The following is a 24531-nucleotide window of genomic DNA, read 5'->3' on the forward strand; positions in this document are numbered from 1 at the left end:
TGTCCCCCTTTTACAGTGTGAATAATTGTAAATTAATGAGAGTATATTTTGAAATTTAAATACTGTTTTTAATTTTCTCTATTTGTTTTGCACGTTACTTCGGAAATGGATTTAATAAGTAATTCGAAGCCATCAACAACCTTCTTTTGTTCTAATTCAGATAAATTCATTAGAACGTTTTGATAAAATTCAATTGATTGTTCCCTTATTTGATGAACTGTTACTTCACCTTTATCTGTCAGAGAGAGGTGAATTTCTCTTCTGTTTTTCTCGTTTATTTCACGACAAACGACCCCTTCTTTTATCAATTTGTCTACTAATCGGCTCACTGACGAACGCTCTAACATAAGTTTATTAGCTAGTTCCCAAACCGTTAATTTGGTAAATTCTAATTCTTCTAATGCCATTACCTGAGAAACTGATAAAGATCTTCCTAACGGTTTATTCAGAGAATCCATAAACCCAAACATTCTTACAAATTTCAGGATATCCATTCTTAATTTTAGAGCTTCCTCTCTTTTCAAACATATCTCCTCCTACAATGATGTATCGCACAACTAGTGTATCATACAACTATTGTATTATACACATAAAGTTCATTAAAAGAAATAGGGGTCACGTCACATCGCCATCAACTTAAGAAATTGATTGTCCCCCAAAACGAAAAAATGAGTCGAATTCTCATAAATAACTGTAAAAAGGTAAATTTCTCGTAATGGGGATGTCTCAAAATGTTAGCTTGATGGCGATGGGGTACCGCCACATTTTGGAAAAAATCCCCGCTAAGCAAAAAATACAATAAGCTGCCCATATGGACAGCTCATTTACATAATTCTTGTTATCGGAAGTGACTATTCTTAACAATCGATCAATCTTAATTCTTGCTTTATTTCTTCAATTTGTGCCAAATGTCGTTTCTCATGTAAACCAATAAACTCTACCCACTGTTTTACATTAAGAGAACCAAAAACAGGATGAGGCAGTGAGCGTTTTAGCATTTTTTCTTCTTCAGCATTCACAAGAAATTCTTTCAGAGAAGTACGTGATGCAAGCAACTTTTCTTGTATTGTAGCAAATGTTGAAAACTCATTGGACGGTGTCATGGATGGCGGTGCTGTAAATTTGTGGCTACGGTTTGTTGCCTGGCGGAAGGATTTGTTCTCTACGTTGGTCTCTTCATCACTTGCCATGACCACCTTCATTTTATGTACAATGAGGTTCTCAGTCAAATATAGGTGTTCCAATACCTGCATGATACTCCACTTGCTCTCTTGTTTTTCATTCAACTGTTCATCTGTTAAACCGGAAACACTCTGCAACAATTCTTCACGGATTTCTTGAATATCGTTCAGCAATATAATACCTCCTGTTTATTTTATTATGACACATTGTTATCTACACTGAATCTTTCCATCATTTGCAAACATAACGAAATCTCTTCAATCATAACTCATCCGTCGATAACTATGAAACGAAAAACTTTTCTGTATGGGGTAGCACCACATCGCCATCAAGCTAGCAAAACAAAACACCCCCTAAAATGAAAAAAATTGATTAAAACTCACATAGAGTTCTTTAATCGAAAAGGAATAAACCGTTGCAACTTTTTATGTAAACGGTATAACTTTCTCTAAAACGGTACCTCCTTTTATAAACAGTACGATTTTATTTCAAAGGTGCAATTCGTTTTCATAATTCACATAAATTTCAAAATTACAATCTTGAAATGTTAATATTTGTTATATAATAAAATTATTAAGACAGTTCTCCTTAGGTTAGTATGTCTTATAAGATTGTTTATGTTTTTCTATTTTTTACCCTAGACCTAAAAAGAACTTGTAGTGATTTCTACAAGTTCTTTTTGTATTTCTGATTAAAAATGGATACGATAGTATGTAATTCTGTGACGTGTTTGATAGGCATAGGGGAGCAACACAATCCATTGAATTTTCACCTCTCTAATTTTTGATTCTTTCTTCATGGACTCACCATATCAAAAAAAGAAAATTGTACGTTACGACACAATTTAGACAAATTTTAAGTTGTATACTGTACGCTAAGCCTATTATTGCATCATAAACTGTCATTGAACAGTCCATATAGGTTCTATGTCTCTATCAAATATTTTTGCACCAGAACCTCTTCTTTTGACCTAATTGTGCTAAACGCGTACGAGGAACTTAAGGGATTGATTACGAAGCTACACGAAGACCCAAGCGTCCCTGCCTAGAAAAAAGAATAACGAAGAAACGCTTCAACGTTATATTGGGGCGTTTTTTTATTGACATTTATATACAATAATCTTACAATATAAGTAAAGGTTTGTTGAATCTTAATATTTAATTATTGAATTAAGATGCTTATTTTCGTTTGAAGATGGTGGTATGGACGTGCTGCTGTCTTCTTTTTTTTTGTAAACGTATGAAAAAGAACGCTAAGACATTACGTCAAGGCGTTTTATTATTACTTATTCTTTTGGATAACTTGGGGTACAGCCGAAATACGTGTAATTTCGAGATATAAGCTTACTTTTATTTCCAGACATAATCAAATTGACGTTTTCTTTATTATTTTTGAACCTATTATCACACATCCTAATCATACAATTGAAACGAAGTGTTTTCAGTAGCTAACTAATGGATGATTAGGGTGTACCCATAATAGACAAAATTGTATTTATAAGCCCTATAAATCTCATATGGAAATAAAAGTAAGTCTATGACCTATTTTTACACATATCTCGGCTGTACCCCACTGTATATTTCTACAAAAAGAATAGCGTTTTCTATAAATTATGCGTATAAATTCATCTTAAGTTGATAGTAATGTATGGTGACCCCTGATAGCTAGATATTTTTGGTGCCTCATCATTGAAAAATGACAATTTCTATAGAATAACATTGAATCCAACTATTTATAAACCATGAAAAATAGATCTTTATAAACTACTAACAATCCGTTCTGCTGCTTGGCGAGCTCCAGAAATATTACGAGCAATCGGTCCCATTTCAAGCTCTGCTAAAGCTCCAGTTACATATAAATCTGGTCCCCATTGTAATGATTTTGATATGATGGGATAGCCACATTCTGCACATTGTAAATGGTGTTTGTAAATCATTGGCGTCAACCATTCTTTTCCTGGTAATGTTGGCTTAAAGCCTGTCGCTAATAAAACGGTGCCCGTCTGATGAATCATATTGTCTTGATCATCATACAACATGACCTGACCGTTGCTTACTATGGCCTGTTCAACCTGCCCATCTGCTATATGCAGCCTGCCTTGCTGAAGGCAATGTAATAGTTTTATGTGTAAATCACGCGGAATAGAGCCTCTATGGCGCGCATCAATAATTTGTTCCCGGCGTTTCTTATAGCTTACTAATTTACGGAAAGACTGCTGATTTTTGGGGCCTAACCAGGCAGGATCACTATCAAAATCATAAAGGCGAAACGGATGTCGTTTTAATAACGTTACATCCATAGGAAACAAAGCACTTAATTTTATGGCTAGGTGAACAGATGTAATGCCCCCGCCGATAATCGTGAAGGGACATTTTAGCTGCTCAAAGTTTGGCAAATCAGAATCGAAAATATGATACACGGAAGAACCCGATTCTTGTTTTAACCTTTCTGCCCATTCGGGCCAAGACGGCTGCTCGCTAATTCCTATAGCTAATACTAGATTTTTCCCTTTTAGTTCCTGTCCATTATGTAGTTCGATACTCCAGCCGTTTTCCATTCGATTAGCTTCTTGTACACGCCCTTGAATCCAAGCCTTATGTAGCAACAAATCGTCAATGATATGTTCACAATGCTCATTAAATACTTGCAGAGAAGGACGTTTATATCGTCCGTAAAAAGCAGTATTCCAATCATGCGAGTTACTTTTCACAAATGCTTGCAGACTAAACGGTTCAACATCTAGATGATGAACAGACGGAGAGCGCAAATAAGGCATTGAGATAATATTTGTGCAACGCTTCCAGTTTTCAATCGGTTCAGAATGCGGATCGATAATGGCAAGCTTATCAATTGATGTTTTCTCTCGGTTAAGTAAAAAAGTAGCCATTGTAATCCCCTGAATACCTCCGCCCACAATAATCCATTCATACATATGTATACCCCCCCTTATTTAAATCAAAATAATTACGATTTATTTGGGTGCAATTGATCATTTATCACTTTTTTAAATGAACAAAACGCTTTATCTTTTGGTTTTATCGAATGTTACAGAGGCATAGGCGTCATGAAGATGGATGGATTCTTCATTGCGACATTCTACTGTAAAGGATTGGATAAATGGCATTTCATATAAATCAGCAGCTACAAGACGCACCATATCTTCGACAAAACGAGGATTTTCGTATGCTTTCTCAGTCACTATTTTTTCATCAGGACGTTTTAAAATCGGGTGAATCATGGCGCTGGCATTAGACTGAGCAGCGTATAAAAGTACAGCCTTCCAATCATCTGATTCCTTATAATCATCAGTTAACAATGCCATCATCTTTACATAGCCTCGTTGGTTATGAGCACTGTATTCACTGATTTCTTTAGAACAAGGGCATAAGGTGGTTACAGCACAGGTTAATTCGACCAATTTTTCTACTATCTTTCCCTCTTGATAAGATAACGAAATCTTGGCATCAGCATGGTTCAAACCCATAAGAGAAGACGCAGGGGCTTCCTGTTCGTAAAACCAAGGGAAACTTACTTCAAGCTTTGCATCTCTTTGGCCTAAACGTTCCGATAATTCTTTTACAAAATCTTGTATTTGTGAAAAATTTAAATTAAATCCTTGTCTACGATATAGCTCCAATTGTTCAGTAAAGCGACTCATATTTGTTCCCTTTGCATCTCGTGGAATCGTAGAAGTTAGAGTAAAAATAGCGATTGTAGTTTGTGTTATTGGATTTAACGTTGAAGTGACAGAAACAGGAATTTTAACGTTTGTGATACCGACAGCATCAATCTCAAACAAGAAATCCTCTCTTATGTTTTGTAAATCAGGCATATGTTCTTTTTCGCTTGGTTTCGTTTTTATTCCAGGCTCCATAGAACCAAACAGCTTTAATCGTTCATTCTTTGGGGGTAGTTTAAAATCCTTCATGCATTATCCTCCTTACAGTCAGTAAACATATATAACTATTTAAAAGGAACCTTTTCGATTTAATCGTTTTACTATTCACTGTTCTACTTCAAATCTTTACGTAGTTCCCGCACTACTCCTATATCTTCTAGATAACTAAGCATACGAAATATTTCACCAAACCCGCTTAGTTCCTTATCCAATAGATTACGAACAACTTCTACGGTGACATCCCGTTTTACAATACCGGTCCCACCATTTATCAAGATGACATCAATATCATGATCTTCACAACCTTCAATAATCACTTCCCTTATTCGGTCATAGTTATCAGTGACAATTCTATATCTACAAACCGCGTGGCCATTTTCTTCTAACATATGTATCATCATGTTTCTACTTCGATCCGTTTCTTGTACACGTGTATCGCTAACCGTAATCACTTGACAATGAACCCTTTTCGGCGCTTCTTTTTTATGTTGCTTTACGCTCATACTTTTCTTCTACTTTTATTTCTTTACGACTGGTCAACTCAATCCGCCTTCTATTCAAATTTTTAGGCGAATTACACTCTGGATAGTGTAAGAGTTATGTGAATGGATCATAAAAATGGGCCTGTATCGATTGTGTTGCCCCACGTATAGATGTCCTTGACTTCAAAACACATTTCCACTAAGAGTGAAATAAACCATAAAAAGTTGGTGTCTTTTCTATTTTGTTTCGCGATGTAAAGTATGTTTTTTCAAACGAGGACTATACTTTTTCAATTCCAAACGATCTGGATTTGTACGTTTGTTTTTTGTCGTAATGTAATTTTTGTCTCCCGTTTCTGTACATGCTAATGTAATTTTTACTCTCATCATGATTCCTCCTCATATTTTTCCTCTACTGTAACAAACGGTGGAAGAGAATCTTTAAATCAAGACCTGTCCTTTGCTAAAATCACTTACTAATAATAAAACGTAATCATTCCTATTTGCAAGTGTTTTATAAAATTTGATTCTTAAACGTCAAGGGGTTCTGGTGCAAAAACTCTAAAGCTCTTGCAAGTAATCTCCTAAACTTGGACATACTGATAGTATTACTCTAAAAAAAGGGGTGTGATTACATCTCCATCAACTTAAAATTTTATAACGCCCCCCAGAACGAAATTTTGTGTTAACTTGTAATAAAAAAAGCACATTTTTTTCTTTTTTGGGTTAATTCATTTTCTTAAGTTGATGGGCATGTGACATGACCCCTTATATAACATTTTTCGAATGTATACATAAATTAAAGATTAGTTCTTCTTTACCGAGTAGCATCCTCATGCCCATTAAGTTTTATGGTTACTGAAAATGAGGTACAGGCTGGAAGGAGTGGAATAATGTGAAGAGCAACAAGGGGTCCCGACCGCAAAACGCGAATTTTGTGCGCTAAGACATTTTTTTGATGTAAAAAAGCAATTTTCCCTATGCTAGGGGTGAAATCGCTTCTTCAGTTTTTCTTGTTCAACTATCCTGGCCCTTTAGTTCAAGTAAAAGCAAACGTCACTCACTGTACATCTTTAAACGTACTGCGTAACATCCCTTTAAGATTTATTAACTATACATAATTAACTTCCACATCTATCCTCTTTTTCTAATAAACCTCCATAAAAAGTTGTAATTTAGGATGTTATTGTTGTATGAGGAGGTTTAAATATGTTAAATACACCTATTAAGCCGATGCTTTTGCAACCAGCTACAGAAATCCCGAAAAGCAATAAGTATATCCACCAATTAAAATTAGATGGTCACAGGGCTTTATTTCACTACGATAGAGGCAATATAAAAATTTTCACCAGATACCTAAATGAAGTCACCTATAAATACATTGAGCTACAAGGTATCAAATTGCCTGTAACGACTTGTATTTTAGATGGAGAAATGATTTGCTTTGACGGAAAAGAAAACCCTCCAAAACCTTGTTTCGACAGTTTAATGGTACGTTTTTCAAATGTCTAATCAGGAAAAAATCAAAGAAATAAAAGACCTGTTACCTGTTCATTTTTCTTCATTTGATATTTTGTATTTGAATGGTGAATCTCTTATAAACAAACCTTTATCTGAACGCTTAGATACCTTGAACACCATTGTAGAAAACACTCGTATATATCTACTTGTCCTACTTATTCAGACGGTGATGAACTTTATAACAGAGTAGAGGATTTAGGACTGGAAGGTGTGGTTTCTAAGAATTTAAATAGACCTTATACATTGGATTCAAGACCACAAGACGTATTTCTCAAAATAAAGAACTATCAATATGATTCGGTAAAAATAGGAGAAATTCGCAAGAAAAAATTTGGTTGGTTAATGTTAGATCAGGATAATCAATACAAAAGCATATTAGAATTTGTTCCTCCAAAAGAAAGAAAAGCCTTTTACGAAATATCTAAGCAGCTAATCACTAACGAGGATGAGAACTATTTTTATCTTGATCCATTAATAAAGTGTGAAGTGAAATTCCAATGCTTGTCTAAAAAGGGACTTATGAGAAGCGCAAGTTTTCAAAAATTTATCAATTAAAAATGCTGTCCATATTTTTTGTACAGCATTTCATTTTTTTGTCCAAGAGTACAACCTCTTTTATGCACAATTTACATTCACAGTTTGTGTCAATTGCGATATAAAAACCCACCAAATTGGGAGCCGTTTTAATCAACTAACGCACCTGTTAGTTCTATAAGCAACCTCGATAAGTTAAAAAAACAAACACTTTCTACCTAAAGAAAGGTTTGTTAGATAAGACTAATTATTTTAATTTAAGTATTATTTTTCCTTTTGCTCTTCCCGCCTCTGCATACTCCAATGCTTTTTGGGCATCTTCGAAAATAAAAACTTTATCAAGTGTAGGCTTAATCACTTCTGACTCTAACATTTCTGTTAAAATTCTCAACTGCTCTCCACTATGCTTCATAAAAAGAAACGTATATTGGACATTATGTTTTTTTTCTAGCTTCGTAAGTTTATAACTTGCAATTGAAAATAAGTTTTTTTTAAATGAGCTAAATCCGTTTTCTTTAGCAAAGCGACCATTCGGGATTCCAGATATAGAAACAATCTTTCCTCCTTTTTTTAATGTTACAAATGATCTCTCTAACGTCGCCCCCCCAATGGTATCAAGAACTGCGTCGTAGTCACGAATCGAATGTTCGAACTTTTCTGTCTTGTAATTAACAACTTCGTCAGCGCCAAGAGATTTTACTAAATCACTACCATCACTAGCTGTAGTTGCGACAAAAGCACCCATATGTTTTGCAAGTTGGATAGCAAATGTTCCTACTCCCCCTGATCCTGCATGTATTAATATTTTATATCCTTTTTCAATTCGCAGAATATCATGTAAAGCTTGGTAGGATGTCAATCCGACTAGAGGGATGGAGGCGGCTTCTTCAAAACTTAAATTTTTAGGTTTTAATGCAATATCTTCTTGGTTAACAGAGAGATATTCAGTAAAAGTTCCCATTTTATTTGCTCTAGGTCGACCATATACCTCATCACCGACTTTAAACTTCGTGACACTAGTACCTACTTCAACAATTTTTCCAGAAAAATCGTTTCCTAAAATTAGCGGCATCTTGTATTTCAATAATAATTTTAATTCACCTTTTCGAATTTTTGTATCAAGAGGATTTATACTTGCCGCATATATCTCAACTAAGACCTCGTCATTATTTATTTTGGGCATAGGGAAGTCTAAAAAATTTGGTTTTTTACCGTAGTTTTCAATTGCTAAAGCTTTCATTACAATCCTCCACATTTTTATTTAACGCACATGTATCTTTTCATAACGAACCTAAGAAAAAGATTATGAATATCCCTAGATGGGATATTCATATTAAATAAATTATTTTAAGAAAGGATAATCTGTATAACCTTCTTTTCCTCCTGCATAGAGCGTGTTTTTATCAGGTTCGTTTAGGGGAGCACCTGATTGAATCCGTTCTACAAAGTCTGGATTAGCTAGTACCCAAGTGCCTACTGTGACAACATCTGCAAGATTATTATCTACATCAGACGAAAGTTGATCTAGAGGACGACTTGGACGGTTAACAAGAAGTGATTGATCCCAAAGTTGACGCACATCTTTTAGGAATTGCTCGTTTCCAAAGTGCATTAAATGTAGATATGCAAGGTTAAGCTTATTTAATTCACTTATTAAATAGCGATACATCTCAAGGCTATTTTCCCCCTCATCAATGCCTTGCAGTGTTCCTTGAGGAGAAAAACGGATGCCTGTTCTTTCTGCTCCTATTTCATCAACAACTGCTTTAGCTACTTCAATAGCGAATCGAGAACGACCCTCAATCGTACCACCGTATGCATCTTGACGATGATTGGAGTTTTCGCTAAGGAATTGTTGGATCAGATAACCATTCGCTCCGTGAATTTCAACTCCATCTGCACCAGCTTCAATTGCTGAGCGTGCTGCTAAACGAAACTCATTGATAACATCTTTTATCTCAAGCTCACTCAATTCTCTTGGTATTGGAATTTCTTTCATTCCTTCTGCCGTGAAAATTTCTACACCAGGTGCAATAGCTGACGGTGCAACTGCTTGGCGGTGGTGAGGTGTGTTATCAGGGTGTGATACACGTCCCACATGCATAAGCTGAACAAAAATATGACCTCCTTCACTATGAACTTTAGAAGTTACTTTTTTCCACCCTTTAATATGATTTTCTGTATAAATACCAGGTGTATTAGTGTAACCTTGCCCATCATCTGAAGGTTGAGTTCCTTCGCTTATAATTAAACCGACTGAAGCACGCTGACCATAGTACTCTGCTACTAAATCGCTCGGCGTACCATCTGGTAAAGCTCTACTTCTAGTCATCGGAGCCATTCCTATACGATTTTTTAAGTCAATGTTTCCGATACGAACTTTTTCAAATAATCTGCTCATATGAATACTCCTTTTTAATAAGAATTAGAATCAAGAAATAAATTTACGTGTTCTGCAAATAGTTCTGGAAATTGAAACAGATGCCCGTGACCAGAATCAGGATATATAATCAGCTGTGCTTTGGGTAATTTCTCTGTTAAGATATAACTGTTTTTAGTCGGTACCATCACATCATTAACACCATTAGTAACAAGTACAGGGTGTTTGATGTTTTGTAACCATTCATAATCATGATTAGATTTTTGTTTAGCCCATTTTGCAATGGCTTGTAATTGTGCCTCTTTTACTTGTTCTGAACTGTTTACTTTTTTCTGATTAAAAATTCTTTGTAGTGAAGCCATTCCTGCAGATTTACTTGTTTCGGTTTGTTCGTAGAAAAAGAACATAAAATCATTTATTCCATCTTCTTCCGTTCCGCCGTGACGATTCATTCTTTCAAAAATCTCTGGATTTGGATTAATACCAGATTCAGGCGAAGTACCTGCCATAATAATTTTTCTTACTAAATCTCCTTCTTGTAAAGCTAGCTCTTGTGCAACCATGCCACCAATGGAAAAACCAAGAATGTCAACTTGTTCTAATCCAAGAGCTTTTATAAATGTTGCTGTATCTTTTGCCATATCAACAATTGTAGTAGGCGTTAGTCCATCGGTCTCACCAACCCCTTTATTGTCAAATAAGATTACTGGGCGTGTATTTGCAATAGGTTCAAGCATGTTTGGATCCCAGTTTTCCATCGTTCCTCTAAAGTGAACAAGAAATACTACTGGTATACCATCTTGTGTACCAAATTTTCTATATGCGTAACGAGTTCCATCTGCTTCAATAAATTCTGATTCTGTTGGTATTTTAAAGTTTGTCATTTTTGTGTTCCTCCTTAGAAATTAAAAAACGATTTTATAAGTATGCATTATGATGGTTTGTTTCATATCAATTTTAGAATGAACGTTCTAAAAAAGGTAAAAAAAGAAAGCTAGTCCAACACTGAAAGTGCTAGAGTGATGATGCCTTCTAATTCTTTTTTATTGTAATTAGTTTTTATTAGTACTCTTATACCTACCAAATTGTTGTGTAAGAAACGAGATGTGTTATCAGAATCGATTTCTTTTGATAGCTCTCCACTAGTTTGGCCCCGTTTTATAAGGTCATTAAACATATCTTCAGTACGGTTAAACATTTTTGTAACTATGCGCCCAATTTCTTTGTCTAACAAAGATAATTCAATGGCTGCATTTACTGATAGACAACCTTTTGGGTATTGTTCAATGGAATTCAGTATGAAAATAAAAACATCACGTATCGCCTGTTTAATGGATGAAGTGCTACTAATTATGCTTTCCATCTCATTGACGATGAGCTCTTCATAGTGATTAAGGGAAGCTAAAAACAATGAACGCTTGTCACCAAATGTGTCATATATACTCCTGCGGTGTATCCCCATATGATCCACCAAATCTTGCATGGATGTTTTTTCATAACCCTGTTCCCAGAAAAGCTCCATTGCTTTTCTTAATACTACTTTCTCGTCAAACTCTTTACTTCTAGCCATTTTATTTCTCCTTAAAAAAATCCATGAACCAATACTAACAAAAACAAACGTCATAATCCATTATAGAATGAACGTTCTAAAATAAATACATGAATTTCAAACCATGATTAAATAATACCCTTTTTAGAACGATTAGTAAAGAATTATAACTAACCAATAATCCCCAACACATTTGCTACATATCACAATGTTATCCATTAACTTTCACTTAGGGGTACCGCCAAACATTTCTTCTATTCGTTTAGTTTCTTCAGGATTGTTTTCTTCCACTGTTTCAATTAATGGATCAAACTCTTCTACAGATGCACTCATACCAAATAAACAAGAAACAGCAATTAGAAAAAACCATCTGAGCCCTTACTCACCCAAACTGCCCCGTTAGTTTAAGTACATCATTTCACAATTTCTTCTCTACCTTAACATAAATATCCATTTATCTTTTCATAATAACCCCCATAAACGATAAATATTGGTGTAAGTTCTTATGTCTGTTGTGATAAGTACTTATTTGCATGGTTACCACTCTTTTATGTACAATGAAAGAAAAACATCATATGAGATGGGAAGAGGAAAACCCATGTCCAGCCAACAATTAGTGAATTTACGCATTGATTTTGCTTTTAAACAATTATTTGGTACAAGTGGAAATGAAGATATTTTGCTTGCTTTTTTAAATGCTATGTTACAGGATTCTTTAGAATCACCCATCGTTTCCTTGCAATTAGAAGATCCACACTTGCACCGAGAACATGAAGAAGATAAATTATCGATTTTAGATATTTCCGCTACATTAGATACAGGCACAAAGGTAAATGTAGAAATACAGTTGAATAACAATCATGACATGATTAAGAGAAGTTTATATTACTGGGGAAGGCTATATACGTCCCAGTTACAAAAGGGAATGCCATATAGTTCTCTTCACAAAACAATTACGATTAATTTGTTAAATTTCGTCATGTTTTCAGAATATGAAGCATTCCATACAACAGGAATCCTATGGAATCAACAACAACAGAAGGTATTAAGTGATGATATTGAAGTCCATATTGTGGAGATTCCGAAACTCATGCAACAGTGGCGGAATGAACAAGTCAATCCCTGGGAAGATTCGTTTGTTCGTTGGTTGTTATTACTTCCAGCGAATGAGGATAAACAATTAACCCAAACATTGGAGGAAATTGCGATGAACCAAGATCCGATTTTACAAAAGGCAATGAATAAATGGGAACGTATGAGTCAAGATTCTTCTTTCCGACAAGCATACGAAGCAAGGGAAAAAGCTCTTATGGATGAGGCTGCAAAGTTTGCTCATGCTCGTAATGAAGGAAAAAAAGAGGGTATTCAAGAAGGGGTTCAGCAAGGAAAAATACAAATGATTAAAGGTATGCATGAACTTTGTGTACCAATTGAAACGATTGCTAAAGCAAGCAAGTTAAGTGTTGATGAGATTGAACGTATTCTAGAAAAAAATAATTAACAAAAAAGAAACGAAGTCAATTTGACTTCGTTTCTTTTTTAATATACCCCCTTATTAAGGCGCAGCAACTATTACTACTTTTAGGGGCCATCCTTTCCTATAATTCTACAGAAATGATAATGCTTTTTTACTTGTATATTTATAGCGTTGTAGCGGTGCCTCATATATCCGTTTAATAATTATTTCTGTTACCTTTATATATTTACATAATTCCCGTTATTGGAAGTTAGTGAAAACTATGGTCTCGTCACATATAAATGCCCATATTGTTTATACCTATCTATTTAGTTCTGTTAGAATGGCTTGTACACGTTCCTTTTTGAAAACAAATTTGAATGATTGGTTGTCTTTTAATGTAATTTGAATTGCTCCATTTAGAACCCCATTTGCTTCTTTACACTCTGCTATGTCAGAACGATGAATACCTATGGCGAGTTGAATCTCTGAATTGATTTGTTGTTTATATACAAGTAGCCTCTGATTTGTAATTGCCAACACCATTGGCATATTTTCTTTTGTAAGCCAAGAGATTTCAGGAAGTAGTTTCATTACCCAAGTAGTAGGTGCAGTTCTTCCAGCAACTACATCAATAATTTGCTCATTCTGTTCTAAATCCTGTTTGATTCTATTCTGATACTTAACTGCAATGCTCATTATCATTTCCCCTCTCATAGTTACAGCAAACCCCTCCCGCTTGGAGAAGGGTCACAGCATGTCTTTCTGAATGATTATATCTTTAGAGATTTTCTCGAAAAGTTCCAAAGGTAAGGTAAACTTCGTTGTTTTTTCGTTTCTCCAATATGTGACGATTTCTACTCGATCCCCTTTTTTCTCAACTTCTAATAAGGAGTTTTCACTCTTGTCTCTTACTGACACAAGATATCCTCCATTGTTTTTCACCTTTTGTTTGTAATCATATTCCACCAATATTATTCCTACTTTCCCTTATTATACCATTTATTAAGAACGATTCGTTTGGATTTTTGGATGTATATTCTATTCATATGAGGTTAACATAACGTACTATTATCGATATTCAATACATCTAGGAACTTACTAAAAACCCTTCAGTTGAACGATCTGAAGGGTTTTCGTGTTCATATAAGATTCGTTATTGGAAGTTACACATTGCTAGATGGGGTCACCTTATCGAAAAAAGAAAATTGTACGTTTAGACACAATTTAGACACACTTAAGTCAACACCCTGTACGCTAAGGGTAAAATAGACCCAAAGAAAGTGTTGCAAAAATTAAGGTTTTCTGAACAACTATCTCTTAACGTACATAAAAATAACAGTGATTTTATACTTCACTGTTATTTTTATTCCTGCTGTTGTTTTACTTTTTTTACCCTTACCCCACTTGGATCAATATTAAAAGTAATTGTTACTTTGTAATTTGGTGGATTATGAGCATTTACATAAGTATGATATTCAGCTGTGACAAGAAAATTAAAAGTTGCTTTTGGATATCGCTCAACTTTTATAACTTTTGTCTCTGTTAAACTATATTGATGATATGTTCCAAGTTGCTTTCTAATAACTTGACTTGCATATGGAGCCAATAAAGTGTTATAAGAATCATAAAAATCCTTATTACACGTACTGGCTGCTTTCCCTTTCAATGGAGATATAAAGAAAAATGTTATTATAATTCCACAAAATATTACGGACAATTTATGTTTTAGCATAAGGTTCTCTCCAACCTATATCATAGGATAAGAGTTAGGATATGTTGAAAAATAGTAATTATTCATTTTAATTTACCGTACAGGGAATTGGTTAATTTGTGTCCAAATTATGTCTAAACGTACAATTTTCTCAGAATGATATGGTGACCCCATGTCCATCAACTTAAGAAAACAAATCCACCCCAAAACGAAAAAATGAGATTTTTTATTACAAGTTAGGAAAAAATCTCGTTCTGGGGGGAGTTGTATTTTCTTAGCTTGATAGCGATGTGGTGCTACCTCAAAAGGAAATACCGTAATACGGAGTTAAAACATTTTACTTCCTAGTGGAGTGAAATGTGGTTTCATTTCTACAACTTTCCCTGTTTCCATTCTTTATTATGAATATCTAATCCTTCTTGACCAAAGAAATGGAGAATAAACTCTTTTTCATCTCTATCAGTTTTTTTGGCTAGGTTAGATCGCTCCGCACTTTGCTTTTTTCCAAAACGTAAATAAAGAAGTTCTCTATAGTCTTCAACTGCAGATTCGAAATTTCCATCGTACCATTTGTTCAGAATAGATTCATATTTTGATCTTTCATCATTATTGATAACATTTAAGTTGTTTTTTAAGTATTGAATGTTTTCTTTGGTCATTTGAAATCGACCTACATCACGGGTACCAGGAACATGAAGATTATTCCCATTGAATGTGAGTTTTTGGAAAGACATATGTATCATCATGTCATTTATAGTTTGCTCGTTTTGGATTTCTCCAATAGACTGAGCTGCTTTAGATAAAAAGATTGTAATTTTGAAAGTTATGTGAATTATGTTAAATGACAAAAAAGTTGCTTAATTTACAATAAAGTCCTTTAAAATATCTCATGTCTGATTCTCCTAGATCCTGTTTTCTAGAGTGTAGCTTCATGTAGAAAATTTTGCAACAGAACCAATCTCCTTGAAAAGAATGGTAGGGGATGAAGAAAGTAAAAGAGCAGCTAGCAAAAGCTAACTGCTCATCCCAAAGGAAAAAATAGGCTGTGGTCTAGCCTGCTTGTAGTATTTGCAGATGGTGAAATATTATGCGGAGGGATGAGAGATGAAAAAATTTGAGTTGAAGATAATCGATAACAAGCTAGTTATTGATTTAAACAAAATGACTGATGATTATATGGAATCCTATGGGTATGATGGATTGCCAAATAGGTTCTATATTCCTATTAAGCTATTTTTGCACCAGAACCTTTAAAGGTTCAATAAACACATCTACTTCTTTTAAATTATAAACTCCAATCATAATATCTAATATTGGTTTAGCTCCTAATCCTTCAACAGATGTACTTCCAATATGTTCAATTGTAATAGCCTTATCTCCCATTATACCTTTTTGAAGCTTTTATTCTTCTTTAAATTGTAGTACCCAATCAGGTATATACTCCTCAATAACAACAGGTCTTTCCATATTTCTAATCCCCCTTATGTATTTTACGCTTGAACATGATATCAAATTTAGATGAGCAAAGCTACTTCAAATGAATAGAATCCACTCTTTAGGAATACATAAAATATATACGTACAAGCTTAGTCTAATCACTACATCATTAGTGAAAGTAGGATTCTATAAATTTTGGAGGAAGACATATGCAAAAAAAGGTTCTCTTGTTTACAGATTTGGGAATTGATGATGCATTTGCTATACTGTACACCTTTTTTCGTAAAGATATTCAACTTGTAGGGATTGTCGCCGATTATGGAAATGTATCAAGAGAAAATGTAATCAGAAATATTAACTATTTGAAGTACATAGCGGGAAGAAAAGAGATACCTGTATTCCTTGGTGCTTCTGTACCGTTGACAGGTATATTGGTTCAGTATTTCCCTGAGGTACATGGAAAAGTCGGATTAGGACCTATCATTCCCCCTGAGATTTCTTATCCAGTTTATCCTTTAAATGATATTTATCAAATTATACATTCAAATTTAGAAGACCTTACAATTATCAATTTGGGAAGACTTTCTTCACTAGCTACGACCTTTGTATTAAACTTAGAAACAATGCGAAACGTAAGAGAATGCATTTGCATGGGCGGAGCTTTTTTCTATCCAGGTAACGTGACTGCTGTGGCTGAAGCGAACTTTTACGCAGACCCTTATGCAGCAAACTTAATTCTGCAGCATGCGAAGAACTTAACAATTATTCCGTTAAATGTAACTCAACATGCGATTGTTACACCCGAAATGGTCCAGCAAATCGATGCATTTCATCGGAATACACAGGACCTTGCAGGACTCATCATCAAACCTATGTTAGACTATTATTATAATTTCTATTCCAAGTCTAATCCTGGTATAAGCGGAAGCCCTATGCATGATTTTGTAACAGTGTGGTATTTACTGAATCAAGAGGCTGTTAGCCTTTCAAGAGTACCCATTAAAGTTATTCCTGATCAAGGAGACGGATTTGGTCAAAGCATTGCAGACTTTCGTTTTGTTACTAATCCAAGCTATAAAACACATAATGTAGCTTTTCAGTTTGATTATGAAAGATTCAAGAAGGATATTATGGAAACGTTCTTAAAGAAGAGAGTGTAACATACTTTATTAATTTCAGATAATACAGATTATGTGAATGAAAAGTCACTTCACTTTTTTAGGTTGAAATTCGTTTAGCATACAAAATTTCCGAAATGTTGGCTGTACTCCATCACTATCAAGCTAACAAAACAAAATCCCCCTAAAATGAAAAAATTCGCTGACTTCTTAAAGTAATTAACTATAGTGAAAGAGCATTTTCATTTTGGGGATACATTAAAACTTTGGTTCTGGTGCAAAGATGATTTCAAAAAAACATAGGACATGAATTTCCTATTAACTTACGGATTATGCTGAAATGCCAAACAGTTTATCAATGAATTCTTTTCGATTTTGGGCAGACTTCACCCCTTGGTGAACTTGCCCTTTTTTCATCATATGCATGGCTTCAATGCCACGTACTATTGAAGTAGCAGTTTCATACGTTTTGAATCCCAGCATAGAGCGTACTCTTTTCTTAATGAAATGATGATCTTGTTCTACGATATTATTGAGATATTTCACTTGTCTCATTTGGATGCCTTCAGGCATCTCTCGCTCGTCTTTTAACTGTTGAATGGCTGGATTTTTATCGACGGTTATGACACGAGGCTTAGAAACATGAAAAGACCGCAAAGCTTTCTTGAAGAAGCACTTTGCAGCCTTTTGGTCTCTTGTTTTGCTTAGGCAAAAGTCAATGGTGTTTCCTTCGGAATCCACTGCGCGATATAAATACATCCATTGATCTTTTACTTTGATATACGTTTCATCCACTCTCCATGAATCATTTGTATGTTTTAGATGACGACGAAGTCGCTTGTCTAATTCAGGACTATACTGATGAACCCAACGCATAATCGTTGTATGAGAAATGGATAAGCCTCGTTCCTCCATCATTTCCACTAAATCACAAAAACTGAGGTTGTACCGTAGGTACCATCTTACCGTTAACAAAATAATATCAGGCTGATAATGCTTCCATTTGAACTCATTTTCCTTTTCCATACTGATCACGCCCCTTTTTAGAGTACTAGTATCAGTATGTCCAAGTTTACTAGATTTCTTGCACCAGAACCCGTTATGTTAACCGAGCATGAATTTTTATTCATCACCATTTTCATAGTTTAAAAGGACAACTCGTACCCATTTTTTTAAGGATAGAGGGAACAATCATGACGTAAAGTGCAAAACAAGCCCCTTAGAATATTGATTCTTTACTCCCACCAATGTTTCATCTCACTAATTCTAACGTCCCACAGCTTAGCGTTTCCGGAAACGCTAATGGTCAGCTTGTTTACCTTGTTAAAAGGCAACTCCCGTAAAGCCACTGCTCCTTGAGAAGTTTGTTCGTTTAATCGATATACTTCTTGTCCATCTACGATTATTTTGGCTTCACCCTTAAAGTCTACATTGTCCGGAATGCCGAAATAAAAATAAAGCCAGACATTTTCTTTGTTCCCAAGAATATAGTTGTATGTTTTGGTTGATTTACCTTCACTGCTATACACGTTCATTTTCGGCTCTATTCGCTCACCTGCTATGATGAAACTTGGGAGATTCTCAGTCATAGGTGTAGTTCCTGTCATTTCTTTCATAACAGTTAATGTTTGAATAGGGCCTTCTCTTTTTTTGTTGATTTCAGAGACCACCATGACTCCAATTATAAGGACAACAATAGATAGAGCCGAAGCCATGAGCTTTTTATAAGAAATTTTTGAAGAAAATCCAACTCTATAGGCAACATAGCCAATCATTGCACCTAATGTATTGGAAATAACATCATTTACATCAAAGCTACCAAGATATGTTAAAGCCTGAATAGTTTCTAGAACGAGAATCGCTAAAACAAACAAGGATATGAACTTCCCAAATCTGACACGATACAATAGGGGAAATAGTATTCCAAAAGGGATAAAAGCAGCAATGTTTCCAAAATCAACAATCCATGAATAATTTAGTTGTGGAAATTTAAGTGGTACTCCTTCTGGAACAAGGATAAAGGTGTACCGTTCTACACTGGTTACACTATCGAGCCTGTTAAACGCAAAGAACATAAAAAATAAAACTAAAATCGTATAGCATATGGTGCCAGCTAAAATGATTTTCCGTGATTTCGTTTCCATAATATCTCCTTAATTTCAACATATTATTTACTACAAATATTATAATACCAAAATATCAGTTTTTTTTTTAAAACCGGGAATATGATAATTCCAGCCAAAATCTAATTTTATTTATACTAGGAATATATCAATATCATTTATAACTCATACTTTGTTTGATTTATTTGTGTTTACATTGTTTTTTATACACAAATGAAAGCAAATAATTTGAATCGAACGATAAGTTTGCGGCCAAGCTTATCGTTCGATTTTTTTATGGAAAAAATATCGTTCTAGGGTTTCCAAGAGAAAAAATAGAGTACAAATCAGGGAAACTATTTTGTAAAATGATAATAAAATTGTTGAATTTTCATAAAAGCCTTCACGCAATGATGATTGCATGAAGGCTTTTGATGTTTTCTTATTTTTTTGTCTCGTTCACCCATGTAATAATGTCCTGGATGACGTACTCGGGAACATTTGCAGGGATTTCGTATTCACTAGGAAGACTTAATTCCCCATCACCCTCCGTAAAGAAATGATTCAATTTCGGGTATTCTTTGAACTGAACATTCCTGCGGTTTGAAAGTCCTTCCTGCCATTTTGTATATTCATTTTTTACTGTTACTTGATAATCGCGTGCCCCTTGCAGAATCAGTAAAGGCTCTTTTCGTGATTTTGCCACCTCAACTGGATGCCACCTAGAAACATCATACATAAAATGAGGCGACCCCAAATTGTAGCCAGCTGGCGGATGGTCAGGATTGAAAGTAGGATCCTGGATAAAAGCGAACTGTCTTTTTAGTTCATCAATTACTTCCTTTGGCGCCCCAAGGTATTGATTCACATCAATGGCAATGTCAGTCAAAGGGCGTGCAGGTGGTGCGAGTAAGATACTTCCTCGGACAAGTGAAGAAGGTGCTTTGCTCAGTATACGCGGCATTGTGCCAGCTCCTAGGCTATGTCCGAGAATGAAAATATTATTTGGATCAATGCCTTCCTGCTGCGCTGCTGATTTTGCTGCATATATGGCATCATCTGTAGTATCACGGTCTAACGTAACAGGTTCTGCACTCATCTTTAATGCATGTTCTAAGGTACGTTTTTCATAGCGCAACACTGCAATTCCGTTGGATGAAAGGCCCACCGCAAGGTCTCGTAAGATTTTTGTTCCCAAATAGGTAGCATCGCGATCATGGATGCCAGCACCATGAACAAGAACAACGACGGGTACCTTTTCACCAGGCTTATGTTTCGGAACCGTTAATGTGGCTGGTAACGGATAAGTAGAATTTCCAATGACGATTTCACGTTCTTGATAGGAAGCAGGTTGATCATAGCTAGGGTGCGGGATGGTATAAGATTCCTGGGGCGGCCTTTCCCCAACTTCATCTACTTTCCCGCCAGGTGTGAATTTAATGAGTAGCGGTATGGTAGTTCCTTTAATAGCTCCTGAAATTTCCACCGTCTGATGGACCAAGTTTCGTTCTTTTATTACAGGTGTTCCCATGATTTTTATCCCACTTTGTGTCCACCAGTTTTGTAATGTGTTCGCTGTAAACTTGGATTGGAAAGCAGCAGACGTCAACTGGAGTGCCTCTGCATACTTACCTTGCTGGAGATATTCAAAGAATAATGATGTACGCTCCGTTAAAGAGACTAATTTCTTTTCTGCAGATTGTTCCTCACGTGTATCTGCGTGAATAGCTGTTGTAAGCGGGAAAGATGAAACGCCTAAAGAAAAGAGTAGGATAAAGGAAAGTGCTGATTTTTGTATTTTCTTTTTTTTATTCATGTTTTAACCTCCAATATGTGATGGTAAAAAAACAGGTATGGTAATTAGGGTTCTGGTGCAAGAAATCTAGTAAACTTGGACATACTGATACTAGTACTCTAAAAAGGGGCGTGATCAGTATGGAAAAACAAAATTTATTCAAGTGGAAACATTATCAACCCGATATTATTCTTCTTACTGTCAGATGGTACCTACGGTACAACTTGAGCTTTCGTAACCTTGTGGAAATGATGGAGGAACGAAGATTATCGATGGCTCATACGACCATTATGCGTTGGGTTCATCAGTATAGTCCTGAATTAGACAAGCGACTTCGTCGTCATCTAAAACGTACAAATGATTCATGGAGAGTGGATGAAACGTATATCAAAGTAAAAGGTCAATGGATGTATTTATATCGCGTAGTGGATTCCGAAGGAAACACCATTGACTTTTGCCTAAGCAAAACAAGAGACCAAAAGGCTGCAAAGTGCTTTGGTCTTACCCCTGTCAAGTGGACAGATTCAAAAAAGACTATGCAATCAGTGTGTTCCGATATTCGATTGGAGCACACTGATTCAGTTTTTTCTGAAATCGTTCATGATTATAGAACCAAATATAATCCTCAATGGCTCGATAGAGATCGTTTTCTGTTTTACATCCAGAAAAATACATATTCTCTGTTTTGACATGTGAAAAGAAGGATTCAATGCATGCATTATCTAGACAGTTTCCCTTGCGAGAATGACTACCTATTATCCCGAATGTTTTAATTTGATCATTGTATGTTTTAGATGTATACTGGAAACCCTGATCTGAATGAAGGATTGCTCCTTGTACTTCTCTTGTTGTAGCCAGTTTTTTGACAGTATCACTCACCAGTTTCAAATCATTTCGTTTGGATAGCTCCCACGCGACGATTTCATTATTAAAAAGATCTTGGATGGCAGACAGGTAATAGAAACGATCTCCAAGATCTAGATAGGTTATATCTGTAACATAAAGACGGTTCGGTTTATTCGTTTTAAATACACGATTGAGTCGATTCGGTTGTATGATAGAGGCCTTCCGCCCAAAGAAACGGCGTTTCTTTCGAATTACAGACCGAATATTCAGCTCTTTCATTAACCTATACACACGTTTATGATTCACATGAAACCCTTCTTTTTTCAGTGCTATTTGCAAGCGGGGACATCCATAAAAAGGACGTGTATGATGGATAGCCATTAAATGTTTCTTCAAGAGTTGTTCATATTGGTACCTTTTTCTTCGAACTTTCTCCGTTTCTCTCCATTTATAGTAGCCAGATCGGGAAACACCCGCAATCGTTACGATCCAGGTAATAGGATAATTCTTGTGTAATTCGTGAATGATTTCAAAACGTTTTACTTTTGGAACCCATCCTTCCCATGTAGATTTGGATACTGCTTTTTTAAGTATTCAACCTGCGCTTTTAAATAATCTCTTTCTTCCTCGATACTTATAAATGTTGTTTTAGATAAGCGATGAAAGGGATTGAGTTCTCTTGATTCTCCCCCTCGTTGATCAGCCAAAGGCTCACCCTGCTTATGCTTCTTTACCCAATCTTTCAATTGAGTAGGACTTCTAAGCCCTAGTTCATTTGCCAGAATCTGATAACTCTTTTCTCCATTTACATACAGCATGACTGCCTTACGTTTGAATTCTTCTGTATACGGTTGAAATGTTTGTCCTTTTTTAGCCAAAGAAAATCCCCTCCAAATAGAGTGTAACACTTACTTATCAAAAACAGTCTTTTTACACTGTCTACTCAAAAGGGATAATACCACTTCTGTAAGAAAGCTTTGCGGTCTTTTCATGTTTCAAAACCTCGTGTCATAAATATCGTAGAACAAGATCATCGTTTCATTAAGAAAAGAGTACGCTCTATGCTGGGATTCAAAACGTATGAAACTGCTACTTCAATAGTACGTGGCATTGAAGCCATGCATATGATGAAAAAAGGGCAAGTTCACCAATGGGTGAAGTCTGCCCAAAATCGAAAAGAATTCATTGATAAACTGTTTGGCATTGCAGCATAATCCGTAAGTTAATAGGAAATTCATGTCCTATGTTATTTGAAATCATCTTTGCACCAGAACCCCTTTTTGCCTACTTCTTAAATTCAGCAAGTAAAATATTTTTAAAAGGATCAGGATTGTCAGCTTTTCCTAAGCAGTTCGAATTGACGGCTAACGTATGCTTACCTCCAAGTGTACCTCCAGCAAAAGTAATAAACCCTGGAATGCCACCTCCATGTCCCCATATCGAGACACCGTTTGGAAGCTTAGTTTCATAGATTCCAAGACCATATCCATCAATTTCTGTTCTTCCTGTAGGAACTGTAGTAAGCATTTGTTTTAGTTGCTGTTCCTTCAGTAATTTGCCACCGAGTAAGGAAGAGAAGAATTTGTTTAAGTCATCTGCAGTAGAAATCATATCTCCAGCCGAGCTACCCATACTTGGGTTATAATAAGTAACATCCTTTGGCTCACTTGCGCCGTCTAGTTGAATATATCCACGGGCATGCTTGGTTCCTGGTATCACGCTTGAATTTCCAGGTAAGAATGTATCCGATAATTCAAGCGGTTCAATAATCCGATTTTCAATTTCTTCCGCATAGCTGTTCCCAGTTACTTTTTCAATAAGAATCCCTAGTAATACATATCCTGTATTTGAATACGACCAGCTCTTCCCTGGAGCAAAATCTGGGGGCATGGAAATTCCCATCTTTACTAATCCTTCAGCAGTATAAGATTTTTTTGTATCCATCATATTAAAATCCTTTGACCTTGTGTACTCAGCGATACCACTTGTGTGGTTCAATAATTGCCGAATAGTAATCTGTTTATCATCATATCCATTTCCTTGAATGACACCAGGCAACCATTTTTCAATAGAATCGTCTAGGTTCAAGCGGTTTTCTCCGGCCAATTGCAGTACAACTGTTGCAGTGAACGTCTTTGTCACGCTGCCAATTCGAAAACGAAAATCTGTTTTCATTGGTTTCTTGGTACTCAGATCCGCTATCCCAGCTGCATAACTCCATGTTTTTCCACCCTCAGAAGTTTTAGCAAGTATCCCTGGATATCCATATTGCAATGTATCCCGCATTGCCTCTTTGACGGAATTACGGTCTCTTTGAGTGCTTGTTTGTAACGAACTAGATACATTTTGAATGGACTCCGCTTTTACAATTGAGGTTGGAGTTGTATATAACAGTGAACCTCCAGTTATTAAAAGTGCTAAACCTGTAAATGTAATTTGACGATGCTTTTTCATCAAAATATTCCTCTCCCCTATTCATATTTTATAGATGGTTATTTGCTGTTTTTAAACTAATCC

General features: G+C 35.5%; 24 protein-coding genes and 3 pseudogenes. 7 read left to right on the forward strand and 20 right to left on the reverse strand.

The genetic code is table 11. The annotated features are described in order from the left end of the window. Positions 1 to 68: 68 nt before the first annotated feature. The 6 genes from AB1284_RS12775 to rpmG form a co-directional block, all read right to left on the reverse strand. Complete coding sequence (locus AB1284_RS12775; RefSeq protein ID WP_429748911.1) at positions 69 to 524, reverse strand: MarR family winged helix-turn-helix transcriptional regulator; 456 nt, start codon at positions 522 to 524, stop codon at positions 69 to 71. A 333-nt stretch (positions 525 to 857) separates the two neighbouring features. Beyond that, positions 858 to 1355, reverse strand: a complete 498-nt coding sequence (locus AB1284_RS12780; protein ID WP_429748909.1) for a DinB family protein — start codon at positions 1353 to 1355, stop codon at positions 858 to 860. Between the two features lie 1583 nt (positions 1356 to 2938). Continuing rightward, positions 2939 to 4114: an FAD/NAD(P)-binding protein gene (locus AB1284_RS12785; protein ID WP_429748907.1), complete on the reverse strand. Its 1176-nt coding sequence runs from the start codon at positions 4112 to 4114 to the stop codon at positions 2939 to 2941. 90 nt (positions 4115 to 4204) lie between these two features. After that, positions 4205 to 5110, reverse strand: a complete 906-nt coding sequence (gene folE2, locus AB1284_RS12790; protein WP_429748905.1) for a GTP cyclohydrolase FolE2 — start codon at positions 5108 to 5110, stop codon at positions 4205 to 4207. Between the two features lie 83 nt (positions 5111 to 5193). Then, a complete protein-coding gene (locus tag AB1284_RS12795; RefSeq protein WP_429748904.1) occupies positions 5194 to 5583 on the reverse strand; it encodes a MogA/MoaB family molybdenum cofactor biosynthesis protein in 390 nt (129 codons plus the stop codon). Positions 5584 to 5799: 216 nt separating this feature from the next. Next, positions 5800 to 5949 carry a 50S ribosomal protein L33 gene (rpmG, locus tag AB1284_RS12800; protein ID WP_429748902.1) on the reverse strand — a complete coding sequence of 50 codons (150 nt, stop codon included), beginning with the start codon at positions 5947 to 5949 and terminating at the stop codon, positions 5800 to 5802. An 822-nt stretch (positions 5950 to 6771) separates the two neighbouring features. Here rpmG and AB1284_RS12805 point away from each other — a divergent pair. Genes AB1284_RS12805 through AB1284_RS12815 form a run of 3 tightly spaced genes read left to right on the forward strand, consistent with a single transcriptional unit; the run spans position 6772 to position 7638 of the window. Then, positions 6772 to 7074 carry a hypothetical protein gene (locus AB1284_RS12805; RefSeq protein ID WP_429748901.1) on the forward strand — a complete coding sequence of 101 codons (303 nt, stop codon included), beginning with the start codon at positions 6772 to 6774 and terminating at the stop codon, positions 7072 to 7074. Then, the gene (locus AB1284_RS12810) at positions 7067 to 7273 is read left to right on the forward strand and encodes a hypothetical protein (protein ID WP_429748899.1); all 207 of its coding nucleotides are present in this window, start codon (positions 7067 to 7069) and stop codon (positions 7271 to 7273) included. Before AB1284_RS12805 ends, AB1284_RS12810 begins: the two co-directional genes overlap by 8 nt. A 20-nt stretch (positions 7274 to 7293) precedes the next feature. Next, complete coding sequence (locus AB1284_RS12815; protein ID WP_429748898.1) at positions 7294 to 7638, forward strand: hypothetical protein; 345 nt, start codon at positions 7294 to 7296, stop codon at positions 7636 to 7638. A gap of 226 nt (positions 7639 to 7864) precedes the next feature. Here AB1284_RS12815 and AB1284_RS12820 read toward each other — a convergent pair whose 3' ends face one another. The 4 genes from AB1284_RS12820 to AB1284_RS12835 all read right to left on the reverse strand — a co-directional run bounded on the left by AB1284_RS12820 (position 7865) and on the right by AB1284_RS12835 (position 11567). Next, positions 7865 to 8857: an NADP-dependent oxidoreductase gene (locus tag AB1284_RS12820; RefSeq protein ID WP_429748896.1), complete on the reverse strand. Its 993-nt coding sequence runs from the start codon at positions 8855 to 8857 to the stop codon at positions 7865 to 7867. A gap of 102 nt (positions 8858 to 8959) precedes the next feature. After that, positions 8960 to 10018: an alkene reductase gene (locus AB1284_RS12825; RefSeq protein WP_429748895.1), complete on the reverse strand. Its 1059-nt coding sequence runs from the start codon at positions 10016 to 10018 to the stop codon at positions 8960 to 8962. A 14-nt stretch (positions 10019 to 10032) separates the two neighbouring features. Beyond that, positions 10033 to 10881, reverse strand: a complete 849-nt coding sequence (locus tag AB1284_RS12830) for an alpha/beta fold hydrolase (RefSeq protein WP_429748893.1) — start codon at positions 10879 to 10881, stop codon at positions 10033 to 10035. Positions 10882 to 10991: 110 nt separating this feature from the next. Further along, the gene (locus tag AB1284_RS12835; RefSeq protein ID WP_429748891.1) at positions 10992 to 11567 is read right to left on the reverse strand and encodes a TetR/AcrR family transcriptional regulator; all 576 of its coding nucleotides are present in this window, start codon (positions 11565 to 11567) and stop codon (positions 10992 to 10994) included. 577 nt (positions 11568 to 12144) lie between these two features. Here AB1284_RS12835 and AB1284_RS12840 point away from each other — a divergent pair. After that, positions 12145 to 13047, forward strand: a complete 903-nt coding sequence (locus tag AB1284_RS12840) for an Rpn family recombination-promoting nuclease/putative transposase (protein WP_429748890.1) — start codon at positions 12145 to 12147, stop codon at positions 13045 to 13047. Between the two features lie 276 nt (positions 13048 to 13323). Here AB1284_RS12840 and AB1284_RS12845 read toward each other — a convergent pair whose 3' ends face one another. The 5 genes and pseudogenes from AB1284_RS12845 to AB1284_RS12865 all read right to left on the reverse strand — a co-directional run bounded on the left by AB1284_RS12845 (position 13324) and on the right by AB1284_RS12865 (position 16099). Continuing rightward, positions 13324 to 13701 (reverse strand): PH domain-containing protein, encoded by a 378-nt coding sequence (locus AB1284_RS12845; RefSeq protein WP_429748889.1) that lies wholly within the window; start codon positions 13699 to 13701, stop codon positions 13324 to 13326. A 51-nt stretch (positions 13702 to 13752) separates the two neighbouring features. Then, positions 13753 to 13923, reverse strand: a complete 171-nt coding sequence (locus AB1284_RS12850; protein ID WP_429748887.1) for a hypothetical protein — start codon at positions 13921 to 13923, stop codon at positions 13753 to 13755. A 445-nt stretch (positions 13924 to 14368) separates the two neighbouring features. After that, a complete protein-coding gene (locus AB1284_RS12855; RefSeq protein ID WP_429748886.1) occupies positions 14369 to 14737 on the reverse strand; it encodes a DUF3888 domain-containing protein in 369 nt (122 codons plus the stop codon). Positions 14738 to 15087: 350 nt separating this feature from the next. After that, a pseudogene (locus AB1284_RS12860) lies at positions 15088 to 15519 on the reverse strand (DUF6241 domain-containing protein); the annotation flags it as partial. A gap of 427 nt (positions 15520 to 15946) precedes the next feature. Continuing rightward, complete coding sequence (locus AB1284_RS12865) at positions 15947 to 16099, reverse strand: GrpB family protein (protein WP_429748884.1); 153 nt, start codon at positions 16097 to 16099, stop codon at positions 15947 to 15949. A gap of 263 nt (positions 16100 to 16362) precedes the next feature. Between AB1284_RS12865 and AB1284_RS12870 the strand changes: the two genes are divergently transcribed. Continuing rightward, positions 16363 to 17313 carry a nucleoside hydrolase gene (locus AB1284_RS12870; RefSeq protein ID WP_429748883.1) on the forward strand — a complete coding sequence of 317 codons (951 nt, stop codon included), beginning with the start codon at positions 16363 to 16365 and terminating at the stop codon, positions 17311 to 17313. 288 nt (positions 17314 to 17601) lie between these two features. Here AB1284_RS12870 and AB1284_RS12875 read toward each other — a convergent pair whose 3' ends face one another. From AB1284_RS12875 to AB1284_RS12885, 3 genes are all read right to left on the reverse strand, one after another. Further along, positions 17602 to 18297 carry an IS6 family transposase gene (locus tag AB1284_RS12875; protein WP_429748882.1) on the reverse strand — a complete coding sequence of 232 codons (696 nt, stop codon included), beginning with the start codon at positions 18295 to 18297 and terminating at the stop codon, positions 17602 to 17604. Positions 18298 to 18506: 209 nt separating this feature from the next. After that, positions 18507 to 19415: a VanZ family protein gene (locus AB1284_RS12880; protein ID WP_429748881.1), complete on the reverse strand. Its 909-nt coding sequence runs from the start codon at positions 19413 to 19415 to the stop codon at positions 18507 to 18509. 400 nt (positions 19416 to 19815) lie between these two features. Continuing rightward, positions 19816 to 21189, reverse strand: a complete 1374-nt coding sequence (locus tag AB1284_RS12885; RefSeq protein ID WP_429748880.1) for an alpha/beta hydrolase family protein — start codon at positions 21187 to 21189, stop codon at positions 19816 to 19818. A gap of 119 nt (positions 21190 to 21308) precedes the next feature. Here AB1284_RS12885 and AB1284_RS12890 point away from each other — a divergent pair. Further along, positions 21309 to 21665, forward strand: a pseudogene (locus tag AB1284_RS12890) (IS6 family transposase); the annotation flags it as partial. A 37-nt stretch (positions 21666 to 21702) separates the two neighbouring features. Here the strand turns inward: AB1284_RS12890 and AB1284_RS12895 are convergent. Next, positions 21703 to 22892, reverse strand: a protein-coding gene (locus AB1284_RS12895) for an IS3 family transposase (protein ID WP_429748878.1) whose coding sequence is annotated in 2 segments (ribosomal slippage) — positions 21703 to 22592 and positions 22592 to 22892 — 1191 coding nt in all. Because the reading frame shifts where the segments join, the coding sequence is not laid out codon by codon here. Positions 22893 to 22976: 84 nt separating this feature from the next. Between AB1284_RS12895 and AB1284_RS12900 the strand changes: the two are divergent. Continuing rightward, a pseudogene (locus AB1284_RS12900) lies at positions 22977 to 23228 on the forward strand (DDE-type integrase/transposase/recombinase); the annotation flags it as partial. A 70-nt stretch (positions 23229 to 23298) separates the two neighbouring features. Here AB1284_RS12900 and AB1284_RS12905 read toward each other — a convergent pair. Beyond that, on the reverse strand, positions 23299 to 24468 hold the full coding sequence (locus AB1284_RS12905) for a serine hydrolase domain-containing protein (protein WP_429748877.1): 1170 nt from the start codon (positions 24466 to 24468) through the stop codon (positions 23299 to 23301). Positions 24469 to 24531 lie beyond the last annotated feature (63 nt).

Source organism: Bacillus sp. S2(2024), assembly GCF_050474045.1.
Lineage (GTDB): Bacteria > Bacillota > Bacilli > Bacillales > Bacillaceae_G > Bacillus_A > Bacillus_A yunxiaonensis.